Below are 16148 nucleotides of genomic sequence, written 5' to 3'. Positions count from 1 at the left end.
TCGATTCGGTGGCCTCGGCCATGGAGTCACCTCCCCCGCCCGTCCCTGCACTCCCCGTTCCTGTCCGCCTTCTGACAACGCCCAGAAGCGAATTTCCCCCACCCCGCCATGTCACTCAAACAGCGCTACCGGGAGACGATCCAGCCCAAGCTGCTGAAGGATCTCAGCCTCTCCAACATTCATGAGGTTCCCAAGGTGATGAAAGTCACCGTGAACCGAGGTCTCGGCGAGGCCGCCCAGAACGCCAAGGCCCTTGAGGCTTCGATCGCTGAACTGGCCACGATCACCGGTCAGAAGGTGGTGGTGACCCGTGCCAAGAAGGCCATCGCCAGCTTCAAGATCCGCCAGGGCATGCCGATCGGCGTCGCCGTCACCCTTCGTGGTGACCGGATGTATGCCTTCCTCGAGCGCCTGATCCATCTGGCCTTGCCCCGCATCCGCGATTTCCGCGGTGTGAGCCCCAAGAGTTTCGATGGACGGGGGAATTACACCCTTGGAGTCCGGGAACAGATCATCTTTCCGGAAATCTCCTACGACAAGATCGATGCCATCCGGGGCATGGACATCACCATCGTGACCAGTGCCCGTAACGACGAAGAGGGCCGGGCCCTCCTCCGCGAGATGGGAATGCCGTTCCGCAGCAACTGAGCCCTCTTCGGACCCCCAACATGGCCAACCACGACCCGATTTCAGACATGCTCACCCGCATTCGTAATGCGAGTGAGAAAAAGCATCAGACCACCAAGGTGCCTGCTTCCCGCCTGTCGCACAGCATCGCCAAAGTGCTGCAGCAGGAAGGGTTCATTGCCCAGATCAGCGAAGAAGGTGAAGGGGTGCAAAGGCATCTCGTTCTTGAGCTGAAATACAGCGGCAAGCATCGTCAGCCCACGATCCGCTCCGTCAAGCGCGTCAGCAAGCCGGGTCTGCGGATCTACAAGAACACACGTCAACTCCCCAAGGTGCTGGGTGGTCTCGGCGTCGCGATCATTTCCACCTCCAAGGGTGTGATGAGCGACCGTGACGCCCGTAAGCAGGGTGTCGGCGGTGAAGTCCTCTGCTACATCTACTGAAAAGGGAGTTGATTCATGTCACGTATTGGTAAAGCACCGATCCCGATCCCCGACAAGGTGACCGTGAGCCTCAACGGCCTCTCGGTCCATGTCAAGGGGCCCAAAGGCGAACTGAACCGCACCCTCCCTGAAGGTGTCCAGATTCGCCAGGAAGACAACACGCTCGTTGTTGCCCCTTCCACAGCCACCCGCCGCTCACGGGAGCGCCACGGACTCTGCCGTACGCTGGTGGCCAACATGGTCGAAGGGGTGAGCAAAGGCTTCACCCGCAAGCTCGAAATCGTGGGCGTGGGCTACCGGGCCCAGGTTCAGGGTACGAAGCTCGTGGTGAGCGCCGGCTACAGCCACCCGGTCGAAGTGGTGCCCCCCGAAGGCATCGTCTTCACCGTGGAGGGCAACACCCAGGTGCTGGTCTCCGGTTTCGACAAGGAACTGGTCGGCAACGAAGCGGCCAAGGTCCGCGCCATTCGTCCTCCTGAGCCCTACAAGGGCAAGGGCATCAAGTACGAGGGCGAGCGCATTCTGCGCAAGGCCGGCAAAACCGGTAAGAAATGAGGCCTGCCTGAGCGTCCCACCCCTCCACTCCCATGTCCACCGTTTCCCGCAAAGCCCAGACCCAGAAGCGTCACCGCCGTCTGCGTCGCCATCTCACCGGATCCGCCGCCCGTCCGCGGCTGGCTGTGTTCCGCTCCAACAATCACATCTACGCCCAGGTCATCGACGACGACGCACAGAGCACGCTCTGTGCCGCTTCGACGCTCGACAAAGATCTGCGCACCAGCCTGACCGCCAGCTCCACCTGCGATGCCTCCGTGGCCGTGGGTCAACTGGTGGCCCAACGTGCCCTCGCCAAAGGCATTCAACAGGTGGTGTTCGATCGTGGCGGCAACCTCTATCACGGCCGTGTCAAGGCCCTTGCCGACGCTGCCCGTGAAGCGGGCCTTCAGTTCTGAACCGGATCCAACCATGACCGAAATCAACGAAACGATCCAGTCCAGCGACGTGCCAGCGGCGGCTGAAGGCCAGCCCGAACAGCGGCGCGGTGGCGGTGGCGGCAAAGGCGGCGATCGTCGCGGCGGCAGCGGCGGTGGTCGCCGTGGTGAAGGGCGGCGCGGCGGTCAGGAGCGCGACTCCGAATGGCAGGAGCGTGTGGTCCAGATCCGCCGGGTCTCCAAAACCGTCAAAGGCGGTAAGAAGATGAGCTTCCGCGCCATCATCGTGGTCGGCAACGAACGCGGTCAGGTGGGTGTGGGCGTCGGTAAGGCCGGCGATGTCATCGGTGCCGTCCGCAAGGGCGTAGCCGACGGCAAGAAGCACCTCGTCAAGGTTCCGCTCACCCGCACCAGCTCGATTCCCACCGAGAGCCGTGGGGTCGATGGCGCTGCCAGCGTGCTCATGCGCCCGGCCGCCCCGGGCACCGGCGTGATCGCAGGCGGCTCCATCCGCACCGTGCTTGAGCTCGCGGGCATCAAGAACGTGCTGGCGAAGCGCCTGGGCAGCAAGACGCCCCTCAACAATGCCCGCGCCGCCATCGAGGCGCTGCAGGCGCTCCGCACCCACAAGGAAACCGCCAAGGAACGGGGCATCTCCCTCGAGCAGATTTACTCCTGAGCCCCATGACCCACACTCTCCAGTCCCTCAAGCCCCAGGCCGGTGCCCGGCGCCGCAAGCTCCGCAAAGGTCGCGGCATCGCCGCCGGTCAGGGTGCCAGCTGCGGCTTCGGCATGCGCGGACAGAAGTCCCGCTCCGGCAGCCCCACCCGCCCCGGCTTTGAAGGCGGCCAGATGCCGCTCTACCGGCGGGTCCCCAAGCTCAAGCACTTCCCACTGGTGAACCCCAAGTCGTTCACCGTGCTGAACGTGGCCAAGCTGTCGGGCCTCAAGGCCGGCAGCACCGTCAACCTGGATGTTCTGGTGAAAGAAGGGCTGGTCACCAGCCCCAAGCACCCTCTGAAGATCCTCGGCGACGGCGATCTCAGTGTGAAACTGACCGTTCAGGCTGCTGCTTTCACTGCGTCTGCCCGTGAAAAGATCGAAGCCGCTGGTGGAACCTGCGAGCTCACCTGACCCCATCTCCACGCCCCGCCAGCCATGCTGGTGGGGTTTCCTGGTCTCAGAGCCGTCTGCCACCGTCCTGCGGAACGGCAGGCGGCTTTCGTGTCACTCCGCAGCGTCTCCTTTCTGCCTCCCCACCGCCTGAGAACACACCATGCTCCTTAGCCGGGGGCGCAATCCCAGCGCCGGCGAAATCCTCACCCAGCTGATCCAGTCCAAGGGTCTCCGTGACCGGGTGCTCACCACGCTTGGCTTGCTGCTGTTGGTGCGCCTGGGGATTTACATCCCCGTTCCCGGCATCGACCGGGTGGCCTTCCAGCAGTTCATCCAGCAAGGCGGCCAGCTGATCGGCTTCCTCGACATCTTCACGGGTGGGGGCATCTCCACCCTTGGTGTGTTCGCGCTTGGCATCCTGCCGTTCATCAACGCCTCGATCATTCTTCAGCTCCTCACGGCGGCGGTGCCCCAGCTGGAGGACCTCCAGAAGAACGAAGGGGAAGCCGGCCGGCGCAAGATCGCTCAGATCACACGCTATGTGGCACTGGGTTGGGGGATCCTGCAGAGCACGGTCTTCGCCCTGATCCTGCGGCAATACGCCATCCCGGGAGTGTCCGCTCCTGTGTTCGTCATCCAGACCTCCCTCGCACTTGTGGCGGGATCGATGGTGGTGATGTGGATCAGCGAAGTGATCACCGAGCGGGGGATCGGCCAGGGAGCGTCGCTGGTGATCTTTGTGAACATTGTGGCCACGCTGCCGCGTGCCCTTGGCTCCACCGTGGAGCTGGCCCAGAGCGGCGACCGGGCCACCGTGGGCGGAATCGTGGTGCTGGTGCTGATTTTCCTGGTCACGATCGTTGGCATCATTTTCGTGCAGGAAGGCAGCCGTCGCATCCCGATCGTGAGCGCCAAGCGCCAGGTCGGGCAAAACACCCCCCTTTCCGCGCGTCAGAGCTACCTGCCCTTGAAGCTCAATGCCGGTGGGGTGATGCCGATCATCTTTGCGTCAGCCGTGGTGTTCCTGCCCCTCACCATCGCCAACCTCACCCGCGCCCCCTGGCTGATCCAGCTGGCCGGCTACCTCAGCCCCAACAGCAGCACGCCATGGCTTTATGCCCTGCTGTTCTTCGCGTTGATCATCGGCTTTTCGCTGTTCTACGCCACCCTCACGATCAATCCGGTCGACATCGCCACCAACCTCAAGCGCAGCGGTGTAGCCGTTCCGGGTGTGCGTCCCGGCTCTGCCACTGCCATTTATCTCAGTGGCGTGCAGAACCGGCTCACCATCCTCGGGGGTCTCTTTCTCGGTGCGGTGGCAATCATTCCCTCGGCTGTGGAGGGCGCCACGCAGGTGCGCACCTTCCAGGGTCTGGGGGCCACCTCCCTGCTGATCCTGGTGGGCGTTGCGATCGACACCGCCAAGCAGGTCCAGACCTACGTGATCTCGCAGCGCTACGAGGGGATGGTGCGCCAGTGACGCGCCCCACCCCTTCCGGGGCTCCCCAGGTCATCGCCACTCCCCCGCCCCTTCTCTGGTTTCCGCTCATCCGCCCCCTTCCATGAAGCAGCGCATTCTTTTTCTCGGCCCCCCAGGAGCCGGCAAGGGCACCCAGGCCGAGCGTCTCGCGGCCAGCCACAACCTCCTGCACCTCTCCACCGGCGAGTTGTTGCGCGCCGAAGTGGCTGCGGGCAGTGCGCTCGGCCAGGAAGCGGAGGCCGTGATGGCCCGTGGCGAACTGGTCAGCGACACCTTGGTGCTGGCGATCGTTCGTGCCCGTCTGACCTGCTGCAACGGCGGCTGGCTGCTCGATGGTTTCCCACGCAACCTGGCCCAGGCCGAAGCCCTCCAGCAACTGCTGGAGGAGATCGGCCAACCGATCGAATTGGTGGTGCTCCTGGCCCTCGATGACGAAACCCTCGTGGAGCGCCTGCTCGCACGCGGCCGCGCCGACGACAACGAAGCTGTGATCCGCAACCGTCTTGTCGTCTACAGCGATCAGACGGAGCCTTTGATCGCGTACTACCGCGCCAAGGGGCTGCTCAGTTCCGTCGAGGCCAGTGGCACGGTCGAGGCGATTGCCGAGCGAATCTCCGCTGTTGTGGGTTGAGCGCTGTGGTACGTTGTCTGTTTGGAAATTTGGAGCACCGCTGCTCATGAAGGTGCGTGCCTCGGTCAAGAAAATGTGTGACAAGTGCCGGGTGATCCGCCGCCATGGCCGGGTCATGGTGATCTGCACCAACCCCAAACACAAACAGCGCCAGGGCTGACCTGCGCTGTTCCCGCCTCATTCATCTGCGCCCTCTTGGGCGCACCACCCAGCCCACCGTGGCTGGGCTCCACTCTGCCCAACTGAATCGTTTCTTCGTGGCTCGGATTGCCGGTGTCGATATCCCTCGTGACAAGAGGGTTGAGATTTCTCTCACTTACGTCTATGGCATCGGCTTGACCCGTGCCCAGAAGATCCTGGCCAAGGCCGGTGTCAGCCCGGACATCCGGGTGAAAGACCTTGACGACGCTGACGTGCAGAAACTGCGCGCCGCAGCGGAATCCTTCACCCTCGAAGGCGACCTGCGCCGTCAGGAGGGCATGGCGCTCAAGCGTCTGCAGGACATCGGCTGCGTTCGTGGCCGCCGCCATCGCATGGGCCTGCCGGTCCGTGGGCAGCGCACCCGCACCAACGCACGCACCCGCCGCGGCGCGCGCAAAACCGTGGCCGGCAAGAAGAAGTAATCCTCTCGCCCAGCGCCTCACCGGCGTCAGTCCTTCCCAGTCCCCTACCCCAGGCCCCTGTCCATGGCGAAGCCAGCCAAGAAATCCGGCGCAAAGAAAACCAAGCGGAATGTGCCCAACGGCGTGGCACACATCCAGAGCACCTTCAACAACACCATCGTGTCGATCACCGACACCGCTGGCGAGGTGATTTCCTGGTCGTCTGCCGGGGCCAGTGGCTTCAAGGGAGCCCGCAAGGGCACCCCGTTCGCCGCCCAGACGGCCGCCGAAGCTGCCGGCCGCCGCGCCCTCGAGCAGGGCATGCGGCAGATCGAAGTGCTGGTGCGCGGGCCTGGATCTGGCCGTGAAACCGCCATTCGTGCTCTGCAGGTGGCAGGTCTTGAGATCACCCTGATCCGTGATGTCACCCCGCTGCCTCACAACGGTTGCCGGCGCTCCAAGCGCCGCCGGGTCTGAGTCGCTTCACTTCCAAGCCCTCGGGCATTCCTCTTCACCACCTTCAGGCCGTGCATCAGTATCAGATCGATCGCGTCGAGCATCAGATCGGCGAAGACCGCTCCCAGACGGGCGTCTTTGTGATCGGGCCTCTCGATCGCGGCCAGGCCATCACCCTGGGCAACGCCCTGCGTCGGGTGCTCATGGGTGGGATGGAAGGCAGTGCGATCACGGCCGTGCGCATCGCCGGCGTGAACCATGAATACGCCACGGTGCCGGGTGTCCGCGAAGACGTTCTCGACATTCTGCTGAACTGCAAGGAAGTGGTCGTCAGCAGCCGCAGCCGCGATCTTGAGATCGGCCGGCTTGTGGCCACCGGCCCCGCCACCGTTACCGCCGGTGACCTGCAATTCTCCTCGCAGGTTCAGGTGATCGACCTTGAACGGCCGATCGCCACCGTCGCGGAAGGCCACAGCCTCGAGCTTGAAGTGCACGTGGAGCGGGGTGTGGGCTATCGCCCCGTCGACCGTCACAACGAAGACACCAGCGCCATCGACCTGCTCCAGATCGATGCCGTGTTCATGCCGGTGCGGCGGGTGAACTACACCGTCGACGAAACCGCTGTGGGCGAAGGCGGCTCGGCGCGGGAGCGGCTGCGACTCGAGATCCACACCAGCGGCGCGATCACCCCCGACGACGCCATGGCCCAGGCCGCCAATCAGTTGATTGCCTTGTTCCAGCCGCTGGCCAGCCTCACCATCGACGACGAGCCGGGCGTGGAGCCGGAGCCCTCTGCGGAAAGCCAGATCCCTCTGGAAGAACTCAACCTGTCCGTGAGGGCTTACAACTGCCTGAAGCGTGCCCAGGTGAACTCGGTTTCCGATCTCATGGGCTTCAGCTACGAAGACCTCCTCGAGATCAAGAACTTCGGTTCCAAATCGGCCGACGAGGTGATCGAAGCCCTTGAGCGCATCGGCATTTCTCTGCCCCAGAGCCGCACCACGGCCTAGACCCCGCTTCCCTGCGCGATCTCTCCCCTTCGACGTACACCACCCCGGAACCATGCGCCACCAATGCCGAGTCCCCCTTCTTGGTCGCCCAGCTGACCAACGCAAGGCACTGCTGCGCGGACTCACCACCCAGTTGATTCGCGAAGGCCGCGTCACCACCACCAAGGCCCGGGCCAAGGCCCTGCGTGACGAGACCGAGCGCATGATCACCCTGGCCAAGGAGGGCACCCTGGCGGCCCGCCGCCGGGCCATGGGCTACATCTTCGACAAGCAACTTGTCCACTCGCTCTTCGACAAGGCCCAGGAGCGTTACGGCGACCGCCAAGGTGGCTACACCCGCATCATCCGCACGGTGCCCCGGCGCGGCGACAACGCCGAGATGGCCATCATCGAGCTGGTCTGACAACGCCGCGCCGCATCGCCCTCTGTCTTCAGTACGAGGGCTCCTGCTATCACGGCTGGCAACGGCAGCCTCATCAGTCCAGTGTTCAGAGCACCCTGGACCAGGCCATTGCTGCGCTTGAGCCCCCACCGTCACCCTCCACAGTTGCGGCAGGCCGCACCGATGCAGGTGTTCATGCCGCAGGTCAGGTGGTGCATTTCGATGCCACAGGCCCGATTCCTGCCGAGCGCTGGCCCGCCGCGCTGAACGGACGCTTACCTGCGACCATCCGCGTGCTTGCTGCCTCTGAGCAGACTCAGAGCTGGCACGCCTGCTTCTCCGCCACCTACCGGCGCTACCGCTACACCCTCTACAACGGGCGCACTCCCAACCTCTTCCTGGCGCCATTCACCTGGCATCGCTACCGCCACCGGCTCGATGAGAACCGGATGCGTGCCGCGCTGGAAGGAATGCTCGGCACCCACAACTTCGCCGCTTTCCAGCGGGCCGGGAGCAGCCGCCCCCATGCCCGCACCACCGTTCAGGACGTGAGCCTGGAACGCGACGGCGACCTGATCACCGTGGAGATCCAGGCCAGTGGCTTCCTGTACGGCATGGTGCGCCTGGTGCTGGGCCAGCTTGTGGCTCTCGGCGAGGGCCGGCTCAGCCTCGAGCAGTTCGAGCACCGTTGGCGCACCGGTGCGCGCGCTGAGGTGAAGGAAGCGGCTCCGCCCCAGGGCCTTTGCCTGCTGCGGGTTGGGTACCCACAGCCAATCTTCCCCATGAGCGCATGGTATGATTGCCAACCGCGATTCAGGTTGAGAAGCCAGGATCCGCCGGAGTTTTCGCCTCTTTCGCCCAGCTCCTGAAACCAAGTCCAGCGGGCCTTTCGCGGCCGCCTCCAAGGGATTCACCCAGGAGCTGGAGAAGGCGACGGTCTAGGCTCCGGATCAGCGATGGGCTCAACGTTCTCTCCATGCGGAGACAACAGGGCCACCTCCCTCCTGTCCAGCCCCCCCATTCAGCGGGATGGCGCAATCCCTCCGTCCGGCCTGCCGGTGCAATGAACAAGACCTCCGTCCCCTCTCCTGATTCCCTTGATCGCCAGTGGTACCTGGTTGATGCAGAGAATCAAACGCTCGGCCGTCTGGCCAGCGAGGTGGCCAGCGTGCTGCGCGGCAAGAACAGCCCTTCCTTCACCCCTCACCTTGATACCGGCGATTTCGTCGTGGTCGTCAACGCCGACAAGGTGCGTGTGAGCGGCAACAAGCCCGAGCAGAAGATCTACCGGCGCCATTCCGGCCGCCCCGGCGGCATGAAAACCGAAACCTTCGCCGCCCTGCAGGCTCGCCTCCCTGAGCGCATCGTTGAGAAGGCGATCAAGGGGATGCTGCCCCACAACGCCCTCGGTCGGCAGATGTTCCGCAAGCTGAAGGTCTACAAGGGTGCCGAGCATCCGCACGCCGCTCAGCAGCCCCAGCCCCTGGCCCTCGATCCTTCCGCTTCCGCCCGATGAGCACCTCTACCAATCGCGTCGTCTACTGGGGAACCGGCCGCCGCAAGACAGCCGTCGCCCGTGTGCGCGTGGTGCCCGGCACCGGCGCCATCACGATCAATGGCCGCCCCGGCGACAACTACCTGAACTACAACCCCAGCTACCTCGCTGCGGTCAAAGCACCCCTCGACACCCTGGGGCTGTCCACCGACTACGACCTGTTGGTCAATGTCAAAGGCGGCGGCCTCACTGGGCAAGCCGATGCGATCAAGCAGGGGGCTGCCCGTGCGCTTTGTGATCTCTCCCCAGACAACCGCAAACCGCTGAAGACCGAAGGCCACCTGAGCCGCGACCCCCGGGCCAAGGAGCGTCGCAAATACGGCCTCAAGAAAGCCCGCAAGGCTCCCCAGTTCTCCAAGCGCTGATCCACGTCATGCCCAAGAGCGACATCCATCCCACCTGGTACCCCGATGCCAAGGTGATCTGCAACGGAGAGGTGGTGATGACCACCGGCTCCACTCATCCCGAGCTCAACGTCGACGTGTGGAGCGGCAATCACCCCTTTTACACAGGCACCCAGAAGATCCTCGACACCGAAGGTCGCGTCGACCGCTTCATGCGCAAGTACGGCATGGCCAGCACCGACAGCGCCAAGAAGGCCACAGCACCGGCGGCCGAAGCAGTCAGCGAAACCCCTGCAGCCGACGCTTGAGACCCTGCCGGTCTGGCCTCCCACCCGGCACCGTGCTGATTTCACACCCACGGCCGGATGCTCCAGGGCATCCGGCTTTTTGCTGAGCGCGCCACCCGCTGCCATGGACCCTGCCTTCCTCGCCGAACGTCTGGAAGCCGTCCGTCTGACCTTCACCACCCTGGAGCGGCAACTCGCCGATCCGGCGGTGGCCGCCGATCCGGCCCAGCTGCAGCACCTGGCCCGCGAACGGTCACGGCTCGAACCGCTGGTGCTCGATTACGCCTGCTGGAACGAGCTGCGGCGAGAGTGGACCCAGACCCGCCAACTGCTGAAGGAGAGCCGCGGCGATGCTGAACTGGAGCTGATGGCCCAGGAAGAGCTGGCGAGCCTGACGGCCCGGATCGGTGCCACCGAGGAACGCCTCACCCTCGCCTTGCTGCCAAGCGATCCCCGCGATGAGCGCAGCGTGATGCTGGAGATCCGCGCCGGCGCCGGCGGCGACGAAGCCTCGCTCTGGGCCGGGGACCTGGCCCGGATGTACGAACGCCATGCCCAGATGCTCGGCTGGCAGGTGCAGCCCGTCAGCGCGTCTGAAGCCGATCTCGGTGGCTACAAGGAGGTGATCCTCTCGATCCGTGGGGATGGGGTGTACAGCCAGCTGAAGTACGAAGCCGGCGTGCACCGGGTGCAGCGGGTTCCCGCCACCGAGTCGCAGGGGCGGGTGCACACCTCCACCGCCACCGTGGCCGTCATGCCCGAAGCGGATCCAGTGGAAGTGCAGCTTGACCCCGGCGACCTGGAGATCAGCACGGCCCGCTCAGGGGGCGCCGGCGGACAGAACGTCAACAAGGTGGAGACCGCCGTCGATCTCCTCCACAAACCCACCGGCATTCGCGTCTTCTGTACCCAGGAGCGCTCCCAGCTTCAGAACCGGGAGCGGGCTCTGGCGATCCTGCGGGCGAAGCTGCTGGAGCGTGAACTGGCGGCCGCGGCCGCAGCCGAAAGTTCGCAGCGACGGGCCCAGGTCGGCAGCGGCGACCGCAGCGAAAAGATCCGCACCTACAACGTGAAAGACAACCGGGTGACCGATCACCGGCTCGGCCGAAACTTCGCGCTCGAGGCGGTGCTGCAGGGCCAGTTGGGCGAAGTGATTGCGGCCTGCATCGCCGCCGATCAACGCCGGCAACTGGAGCAGCTGGCGGCTGACGCAGCGGCGTGAACACTGATGGGCTGCTTGGCCCATCAGCGGGAGGTCCGTTGTCTGGCGCCGGCTTCAGGCCCCGATCACATACTTGGCCCACTCGCGACGGCCGGAGCGGATCTGGCGTGTGGCCTCGAAGTAGAGGGTGCTCACGGGCCGCCGCGGCACCCTTGCCAGTGGCATGGAGGCCTCGCGCGGGGTGCGGTTGCCCTTGCGAACGTTGCAGCGCAGACAGGCGGTGGTCACGTTTTCCCAGCTGTCGCCCCCTCCTCTGCTGCGGGGGATCACGTGATCGATCGACAGCTGATCGCCCTGATAGCCGCAGTATTGGCAGGAATGGCCGTCGCGCTGAAAGACATTGCGGCGGGTCAGGGGCAGCTCCTTGAAGGGCACGCGCACGAACTGGCGCAGCCGGATCACCGATGGCAGCAGCAGATCGTCCCGCAGGATGCGGCTGCTGTCGTGTTCGAGGCCTTCCGCCTTCCCCTTCAGCACCATCACCGTGGCACGACGCCAGGTCGTGATGTTCAACGGCTCATAGGAGGCGTTCAGTACGAGAACCTGTCTCACGACGCTCTGTCGAGGGGAGGCATGCCAGACCTCCTGCGTGGCGGCATGCTAATGGGAGTTTCTGGTCCTGCTTCAGATCCGCTCCAGGTTCGCTCTACGCGGCTCCCTGCCACGCCCTCGCCCGGATGATTCCCGCTTCCGACGCTCCTTCCTTCCCCTCCGCCACTCCCTCCACCACCGACGCCCCGCTCGCTTGCGGTCTGCATCCCACCCAGCGAGCATGGGTGGAGGTGGATGCTGCGGCAATCCAGCGCAACGCCAGCCGGTTGCAGCGCTTTCTCAGCCCCGGCTGCGCGTTGATGGCCGTTGTCAAGGCCGATGGCTATGGCCATGGCGCCCTGCCCGTGGCGCAGGCGGCGCTGGCCGGCGGTGCCAGCTCACTCGGGGTGGCCACCCTGCAGGAAGGTGTGGATCTGCGGCAGCGGGGAGTTAAGGCACCGATCCTGGTGATGGGCAATCTGGTGGGCGCCGAAGAGCTTCACAGCTGCCTGCACTGGCAGCTGATGCCCACGATCAGCACGCTGGAGGAGGCCAGCTTGAGCCACCGCCTGGCGGCAGGCACCGGTCGCCGTATGGCGGTGCATCTCAAGCTCGACACCGGCATGGCCCGGCTGGGGGTCGACTGGCGCGTGGGTGCCCAGCTGCTGGAGTCGCTGCATGACCTCGACCACCTCGAGGTGGCCGGGCTGTATTCCCATCTCGCTGATGCCGATGCCCCTGACGCCGGCGGCTCCGATCTGACGCGCCAGCAGCAGGAGCGGTTCGAATGCGTGCTGTGCCAGGCCGCGAACCGCGGGCTGGCCACCGGCCTGCGTCATCTCGCCAACTCCGCCGGCAGCCTGCGCGGGCCTTCCCTCCACTACGACCTGGTGCGGGTCGGCCTGGCGCTCTACGGCCATGCGCCTGCCCCCCATCTGGCCACGCAGGTGCAGCTGGAGCCGGCCATGGGGGTTCGTGCCCGGGTCACCCTGCTGCGCGATGTCCCAGCCGGCGTGGGGGTGAGCTACGGCCACCAATGGTGCGCGCCGCGGCCCAGCCGCCTGGCGGTGGTGGCGATCGGTTACGCCGATGGCGTGCCGCGCTCCCTCTCCAGCCGCATGGAGGTGCTGTTCGCGGGCCACCGGCTGCGCCAGGTGGGTGCGATCACCATGGATCAGCTGTTGATCGATGCCACCGACGAACCCGAGCTGCGCGTGGGATCGGTGGTGACGTTGCTGGGCTGCGACGGGGACATTCGCATCGGTCCGGAGCACTGGGCCGCCACCTGCGGCACCATCCCCTGGGAGATCCTCTGCGGCTTCAAGCATCGGTTACCGCGGCTCCGTCCCGAGGAGGCCTGTCACAGGCGCTGATAAGCTTTGCCAGCCCCTGGAGAGGTGGCTGAGTGGTTGAAAGCGGCTCCCTGCTAAGGAGTTACAGGAGGCAACTTCTGTCGAGGGTTCGAATCCCTCCCTCTCCGTTCCCTGGTTCTGCAGCTCCCGCGCCGCTTCTGGCTTACTGAAGCGTGGGCCTGATTCGGCGCTGTTGCTCAGTGGCGGCCGCTGCATCGGCAGGCCACACCTCTGGATCCAGCGCGCTGGCTTTCAGCAGGCCGGCAGCCAGCTGGGGCAAGAGGCGGGAATCCTGCGCCCGCTCGCGCCCCTCGCTGAACACCACCAGCAGGAAGGGCCGATGGCCCTCCATTTCCACATAGGCAGCATCGTGGCGGGCCTGACTCATCCAGCCCGCCTTGCTCCAGAGCCGGGCGGACAACGGCAGCCCTTCACCGAGAAAGCCATCCACCTGATTCTCCGGATCCGCCGCCCGCAGCGCTGGATCGAGCGAGCGCCGCAGCAGCTCGCGCATGCGGGCGCTCGCCAGGGGCGAAACGAAGGCGCCCGCCATGGCGGCATGCAGCAGGCGGGCAGTGGCATCGCTGCTCAGCCGGTTGCGGTTGGCGCGATCGGGTCCGTAGAACTGGCGCTCACGCCCGTAAGGACCATCGCCCCAGGTCTTCTGACAGAGGTTGCAGGCCTCCATCTCGGGCCAGCCCAAGCGGGCGAACCAGCGGTTCACCAGCTGACGTTGCGCCATCCAGGCGTCCAGAGCGGCCGGAGGCAGGTCCGGACCGCTGGTGGTGCCGGTCAGCATGTCCACCACATAGCCGGTGGCGTCGTTGCTCGAGTCACGGATCATGTCCGCGAGGGAGCGCCGCAGTTCCGGCGACTCCTCCAGCAACTGGCGCTGCAGCCAGGCTTCCGCCGCCGCCAGATAGAAGAGCTTCACCACGCTGGCGGGGTAGACGGAGCGGCCGCCCGCCCAGCTCGCTCCGGCCGGCGGCAGGGCCCAGAACGTCGCCGGATCAAGCCCATCGGCCTGGCCGATCAAGGAGGTCTCGTACCGCAGCCAGGTGACGGCCAGCTGATCGGCAAGACCGGGCCGGGCCTGCCCTTCCAGTTCGCGGAGCCGCTCCTGCAGGATCGTGCCCATGGCCCCATCCGGGCGGTAGAACGCCATCGATGTCGGCCACAGCAATGGTGAGATTAGGCACTCCCGCAGCGGCGGAACTGCTGGTAACAGGCAGCCGCTGGCGCCTGCTGGCCCCGCTGGACGGGTACAGCCGCCCCAGCGGGGCGGGACTCGCCACCCAGGCCGCGGCAGGGCGCTGCCTGGAGGTGCTCCAGGCAGCAACGCCGCCGGAGGGAAGGCTGCGGGTGCGGCTGCTCGAAGACGGCTACGGCTGCTGGCTGGACGCGGGTGAACTGGCCGGCAGGGCGGAAGCGGCAGCCCGTCCGTTGCCGCGGCTGCTGACGGCGGCAGCGATCCAGGCCCGGCTGCCTGAGGTGCTGGCATTTGCGGCCGGCGCTGCCGCCCACCCCAACCACTACCTCTGGGGAGGCACCACCGGCCCCCACTACGACTGCTCCGGGTTCATCCAGAGCGCGTTTGCCCAGGCGGGGATCTGGATTCCTCGTGACGCCTATCAACAGGAACGGTTCTGCCAGCCGGTGGCGGTGAGCCCCTCCACCCTGACGCTGCTGCGACCGGGGGACCTGATCTTCTTCGGCCGTCCGCAACGCTGCACCCATGTGGGACTGCACCTGGGCTCCGGGCGCTATCTGCACAGCTCCGGACGCGACCACGGCCGCAACGGTCTGGGCATCGACCAGCTGGCCCCCTGGGACACGCATCCGGTGGCCAGCCACTACCGCCGGGAACTGCGGGGCGCCGGCAGGGTGGTCCACTGCCATGACGGCAGCCCACTCCCGTAAGTTGCAGGCTCACCTCTTTCCGCCAGCCCCATGAGCGCGCCCCTCCGGCTGGAGCTCTCGGTGGTGATCCCCCTCTACAACGAGGAAGAAAGCCTGCCACCGCTGGTGGAGCAGGTGCTACGCGCCGTGCGTCCCCTGGGGCGGCCCTTCGAACTGGTGCTCGTCGACGACGGCTCCACCGACCGCACCGCCGAGGTGCTGACCGGGCTGGCCGCGCGCGTGCCGGAGCTGGTGGCCGTGCTGCTGCGGCGGAACTACGGCCAGACCGCTGCGATGGCGGCGGGTTTCGATGCCAGCACCGGCGCCATGATCGTGACCCTCGACGGAGACCTGCAGAACGATCCGGCCGATATCCCACTGCTGCTGGAGCGGCTGGAGGACGGCTACGACCTGGTGAGCGGCTGGCGGCACCTGCGCAAGGACGCTGCCGTGCAACGGCTGCTGCCGTCGTTGATCGCCAACCGGCTGATCGCGCGGGTGACCGGGGTGCGCCTGCACGATTACGGCTGCTCGCTCAAGGCTTACCGCCGTGAAGTGGTGGCCGACATGAACCTCTACGGCGAGCTGCATCGCTTCCTTCCGGCGCTCGCGTTCATCGAGGGCGCCCGAATCGCCGAGGTGAAGGTGAACCACCATCCACGGCGCTTCGGCAGCAGCAAATACGGCATCGATCGCACCTTCCGGGTGCTGATGGATCTGCTCACGGTCTGGTTCATGAAGCGGTTCCTCACCCGTCCCATGCACGTGTTCGGGTTCGGGGGGCTGGCCTCCCTGGCGGTGGGCCTGCTGATCAGCCTCTACCTGCTGGGCGAGAAGGTTTTCCTCGATGCCGATATCGGCAATCGTCCCCTGCTGCTGGTGGCGGTGCTGGCGATCGTGGCCGGCATCCAGTTGTTCTGCTTCGGGCTGCTGGCGGAGCTGCAGATGCGCACCTATCACGAAAGCCAGGGGCGGCCCATCTACCGGGTGCGGCAGACCCTCAAGGGGCCCCGTGGCGCTGAGCTGGCCGCAGCGGTGGGCCCGGCCTGAGCGATGGGTTTGTCCCTGCCGGATTGAACTTTTATGTCGCCCTGTGCAGGCTTCTGAGCCTGGCCGAAAGCGATCCTTACAGTACCGGCGGTTGCTGTATTGGCCCACGCCATGACTGGAGAATTCGTAGCTGCCTGGCTGCCGTCGGTGTTCGTGCCTCTGGTGGGAATCCTCGGTCCTGCTGTCGCCATGGCCCTGCTGTTCAACGTGATCGAAGCCCGCGACTGAA

24 protein-coding genes and 1 tRNA gene are annotated in these 16148 nt (G+C 65.8%); 23 read left to right on the top strand and 2 right to left on the bottom strand.

Annotated features, from left to right (window positions below):
• The first annotated feature begins 108 nt into the window (after positions 1-108).
• The 18 genes from rplE to prfA all read left to right on the top strand — a co-directional run bounded on the left by rplE (position 109) and on the right by prfA (position 11087).
• Positions 109-648 carry a 50S ribosomal protein L5 gene (gene rplE / locus KBZ19_RS14005; protein ID WP_094514273.1) on the top strand — a complete coding sequence of 180 codons (540 nt, stop codon included), beginning with the start codon at positions 109-111 and terminating at the stop codon, positions 646-648.
• Positions 649-668: 20 nt separating this feature from the next.
• Positions 669-1070 (top strand): 30S ribosomal protein S8, encoded by a 402-nt coding sequence (gene rpsH, locus KBZ19_RS14000; protein WP_094514276.1) that lies wholly within the window; start codon positions 669-671, stop codon positions 1068-1070.
• A 15-nt stretch (positions 1071-1085) separates the two neighbouring features.
• Complete coding sequence (gene rplF / locus KBZ19_RS13995; protein ID WP_094514279.1) at positions 1086-1625, top strand: 50S ribosomal protein L6; 540 nt, start codon at positions 1086-1088, stop codon at positions 1623-1625.
• Between the two features lie 32 nt (positions 1626-1657).
• Positions 1658-2023, top strand: coding sequence for a 50S ribosomal protein L18 (rplR, locus tag KBZ19_RS13990; RefSeq protein ID WP_094514283.1), 366 nt, complete (start codon positions 1658-1660; stop codon positions 2021-2023).
• A 13-nt stretch (positions 2024-2036) separates the two neighbouring features.
• Positions 2037-2681 carry a 30S ribosomal protein S5 gene (rpsE, locus tag KBZ19_RS13985; RefSeq protein ID WP_255101352.1) on the top strand — a complete coding sequence of 215 codons (645 nt, stop codon included), beginning with the start codon at positions 2037-2039 and terminating at the stop codon, positions 2679-2681.
• A 5-nt stretch (positions 2682-2686) separates the two neighbouring features.
• Positions 2687-3136, top strand: coding sequence for a 50S ribosomal protein L15 (rplO, locus tag KBZ19_RS13980; RefSeq protein WP_094514288.1), 450 nt, complete (start codon positions 2687-2689; stop codon positions 3134-3136).
• 142 nt (positions 3137-3278) lie between these two features.
• Positions 3279-4598, top strand: a complete 1320-nt coding sequence (gene secY / locus KBZ19_RS13975; protein WP_094514291.1) for a preprotein translocase subunit SecY — start codon at positions 3279-3281, stop codon at positions 4596-4598.
• Positions 4599-4680: 82 nt separating this feature from the next.
• Entirely contained in the window at positions 4681-5229 is a 549-nt protein-coding gene (locus tag KBZ19_RS13970; protein ID WP_094514294.1) for an adenylate kinase, read from the top strand.
• Between the two features lie 46 nt (positions 5230-5275).
• Positions 5276-5389, top strand: coding sequence for a 50S ribosomal protein L36 (rpmJ, locus tag KBZ19_RS13965; RefSeq protein ID WP_006173336.1), 114 nt, complete (start codon positions 5276-5278; stop codon positions 5387-5389).
• A gap of 97 nt (positions 5390-5486) precedes the next feature.
• Complete coding sequence (gene rpsM / locus KBZ19_RS13960; RefSeq protein ID WP_094514420.1) at positions 5487-5852, top strand: 30S ribosomal protein S13; 366 nt, start codon at positions 5487-5489, stop codon at positions 5850-5852.
• 63 nt (positions 5853-5915) lie between these two features.
• Positions 5916-6308 (top strand): 30S ribosomal protein S11, encoded by a 393-nt coding sequence (rpsK, locus tag KBZ19_RS13955; RefSeq protein ID WP_094555114.1) that lies wholly within the window; start codon positions 5916-5918, stop codon positions 6306-6308.
• A 50-nt stretch (positions 6309-6358) separates the two neighbouring features.
• Positions 6359-7297 (top strand): DNA-directed RNA polymerase subunit alpha, encoded by a 939-nt coding sequence (locus tag KBZ19_RS13950; RefSeq protein ID WP_094514422.1) that lies wholly within the window; start codon positions 6359-6361, stop codon positions 7295-7297.
• Positions 7298-7349: 52 nt separating this feature from the next.
• On the top strand, positions 7350-7700 hold the full coding sequence (gene rplQ, locus KBZ19_RS13945; RefSeq protein ID WP_094514299.1) for a 50S ribosomal protein L17: 351 nt from the start codon (positions 7350-7352) through the stop codon (positions 7698-7700).
• A complete protein-coding gene (gene truA, locus KBZ19_RS13940) occupies positions 7697-8548 on the top strand; it encodes a tRNA pseudouridine(38-40) synthase TruA (protein WP_255101388.1) in 852 nt (283 codons plus the stop codon). Before rplQ ends, truA begins: the two co-directional genes overlap by 4 nt.
• 194 nt (positions 8549-8742) lie before the next feature.
• Positions 8743-9195 carry a 50S ribosomal protein L13 gene (rplM, locus tag KBZ19_RS13935; protein ID WP_094514307.1) on the top strand — a complete coding sequence of 151 codons (453 nt, stop codon included), beginning with the start codon at positions 8743-8745 and terminating at the stop codon, positions 9193-9195.
• The gene (gene rpsI, locus KBZ19_RS13930; RefSeq protein ID WP_094514311.1) at positions 9192-9599 is read left to right on the top strand and encodes a 30S ribosomal protein S9; all 408 of its coding nucleotides are present in this window, start codon (positions 9192-9194) and stop codon (positions 9597-9599) included. Before rplM ends, rpsI begins: the two co-directional genes overlap by 4 nt.
• Positions 9600-9607: 8 nt before the next feature.
• A complete protein-coding gene (gene rpmE / locus KBZ19_RS13925) occupies positions 9608-9886 on the top strand; it encodes a 50S ribosomal protein L31 (RefSeq protein WP_094514314.1) in 279 nt (92 codons plus the stop codon).
• Between the two features lie 103 nt (positions 9887-9989).
• Entirely contained in the window at positions 9990-11087 is a 1098-nt protein-coding gene (prfA, locus tag KBZ19_RS13920; RefSeq protein ID WP_255101351.1) for a peptide chain release factor 1, read from the top strand.
• A gap of 54 nt (positions 11088-11141) precedes the next feature.
• Here prfA and KBZ19_RS13915 read toward each other — a convergent pair whose 3' ends face one another.
• Complete coding sequence (locus tag KBZ19_RS13915; RefSeq protein WP_255101349.1) at positions 11142-11639, bottom strand: HNH endonuclease; 498 nt, start codon at positions 11637-11639, stop codon at positions 11142-11144.
• Between the two features lie 125 nt (positions 11640-11764).
• On the opposite strand from KBZ19_RS13915, the gene alr reads away from it, so the two are divergent.
• Both alr and KBZ19_RS13905 read left to right on the top strand, forming a co-directional pair.
• A complete protein-coding gene (alr, locus tag KBZ19_RS13910; RefSeq protein WP_255101348.1) occupies positions 11765-12991 on the top strand; it encodes an alanine racemase in 1227 nt (408 codons plus the stop codon).
• 18 nt (positions 12992-13009) lie between these two features.
• Positions 13010-13098, top strand: a tRNA-Ser gene (locus KBZ19_RS13905).
• A 35-nt stretch (positions 13099-13133) separates the two neighbouring features.
• Here KBZ19_RS13905 and KBZ19_RS13900 read toward each other — a convergent pair.
• Positions 13134-14135, bottom strand: a complete 1002-nt coding sequence (locus KBZ19_RS13900) for a serine hydrolase (protein WP_255101347.1) — start codon at positions 14133-14135, stop codon at positions 13134-13136.
• A 2-nt stretch (positions 14136-14137) separates the two neighbouring features.
• Between KBZ19_RS13900 and KBZ19_RS13895 the strand changes: the two genes are divergently transcribed.
• The 3 genes from KBZ19_RS13895 (at position 14138) to KBZ19_RS13885 (ending at position 16147) form a co-directional block, all read left to right on the top strand.
• Positions 14138-14890 carry an NlpC/P60 family protein gene (locus tag KBZ19_RS13895; protein ID WP_399220361.1) on the top strand — a complete coding sequence of 251 codons (753 nt, stop codon included), beginning with the start codon at positions 14138-14140 and terminating at the stop codon, positions 14888-14890.
• 30 nt (positions 14891-14920) lie between these two features.
• Positions 14921-15919, top strand: a complete 999-nt coding sequence (locus KBZ19_RS13890) for a glycosyltransferase family 2 protein (RefSeq protein WP_255101346.1) — start codon at positions 14921-14923, stop codon at positions 15917-15919.
• A 111-nt stretch (positions 15920-16030) separates the two neighbouring features.
• Positions 16031-16147 carry a photosystem I reaction center subunit VIII gene (locus KBZ19_RS13885; RefSeq protein ID WP_094514330.1) on the top strand — a complete coding sequence of 39 codons (117 nt, stop codon included), beginning with the start codon at positions 16031-16033 and terminating at the stop codon, positions 16145-16147.
• The last annotated feature ends 1 nt before the right edge of the window (position 16148 follow it).

Origin of the sequence: Synechococcus sp. L2F, from assembly GCF_024345695.1 — a bacterium.
In the GTDB taxonomy this organism is placed as follows: domain Bacteria; phylum Cyanobacteriota; class Cyanobacteriia; order PCC-6307; family Cyanobiaceae; genus MW101C3.
The sequence above is the reverse complement of the archived record's forward strand: the minus strand, read 5'-3'. Positions and strand labels throughout refer to the sequence as shown.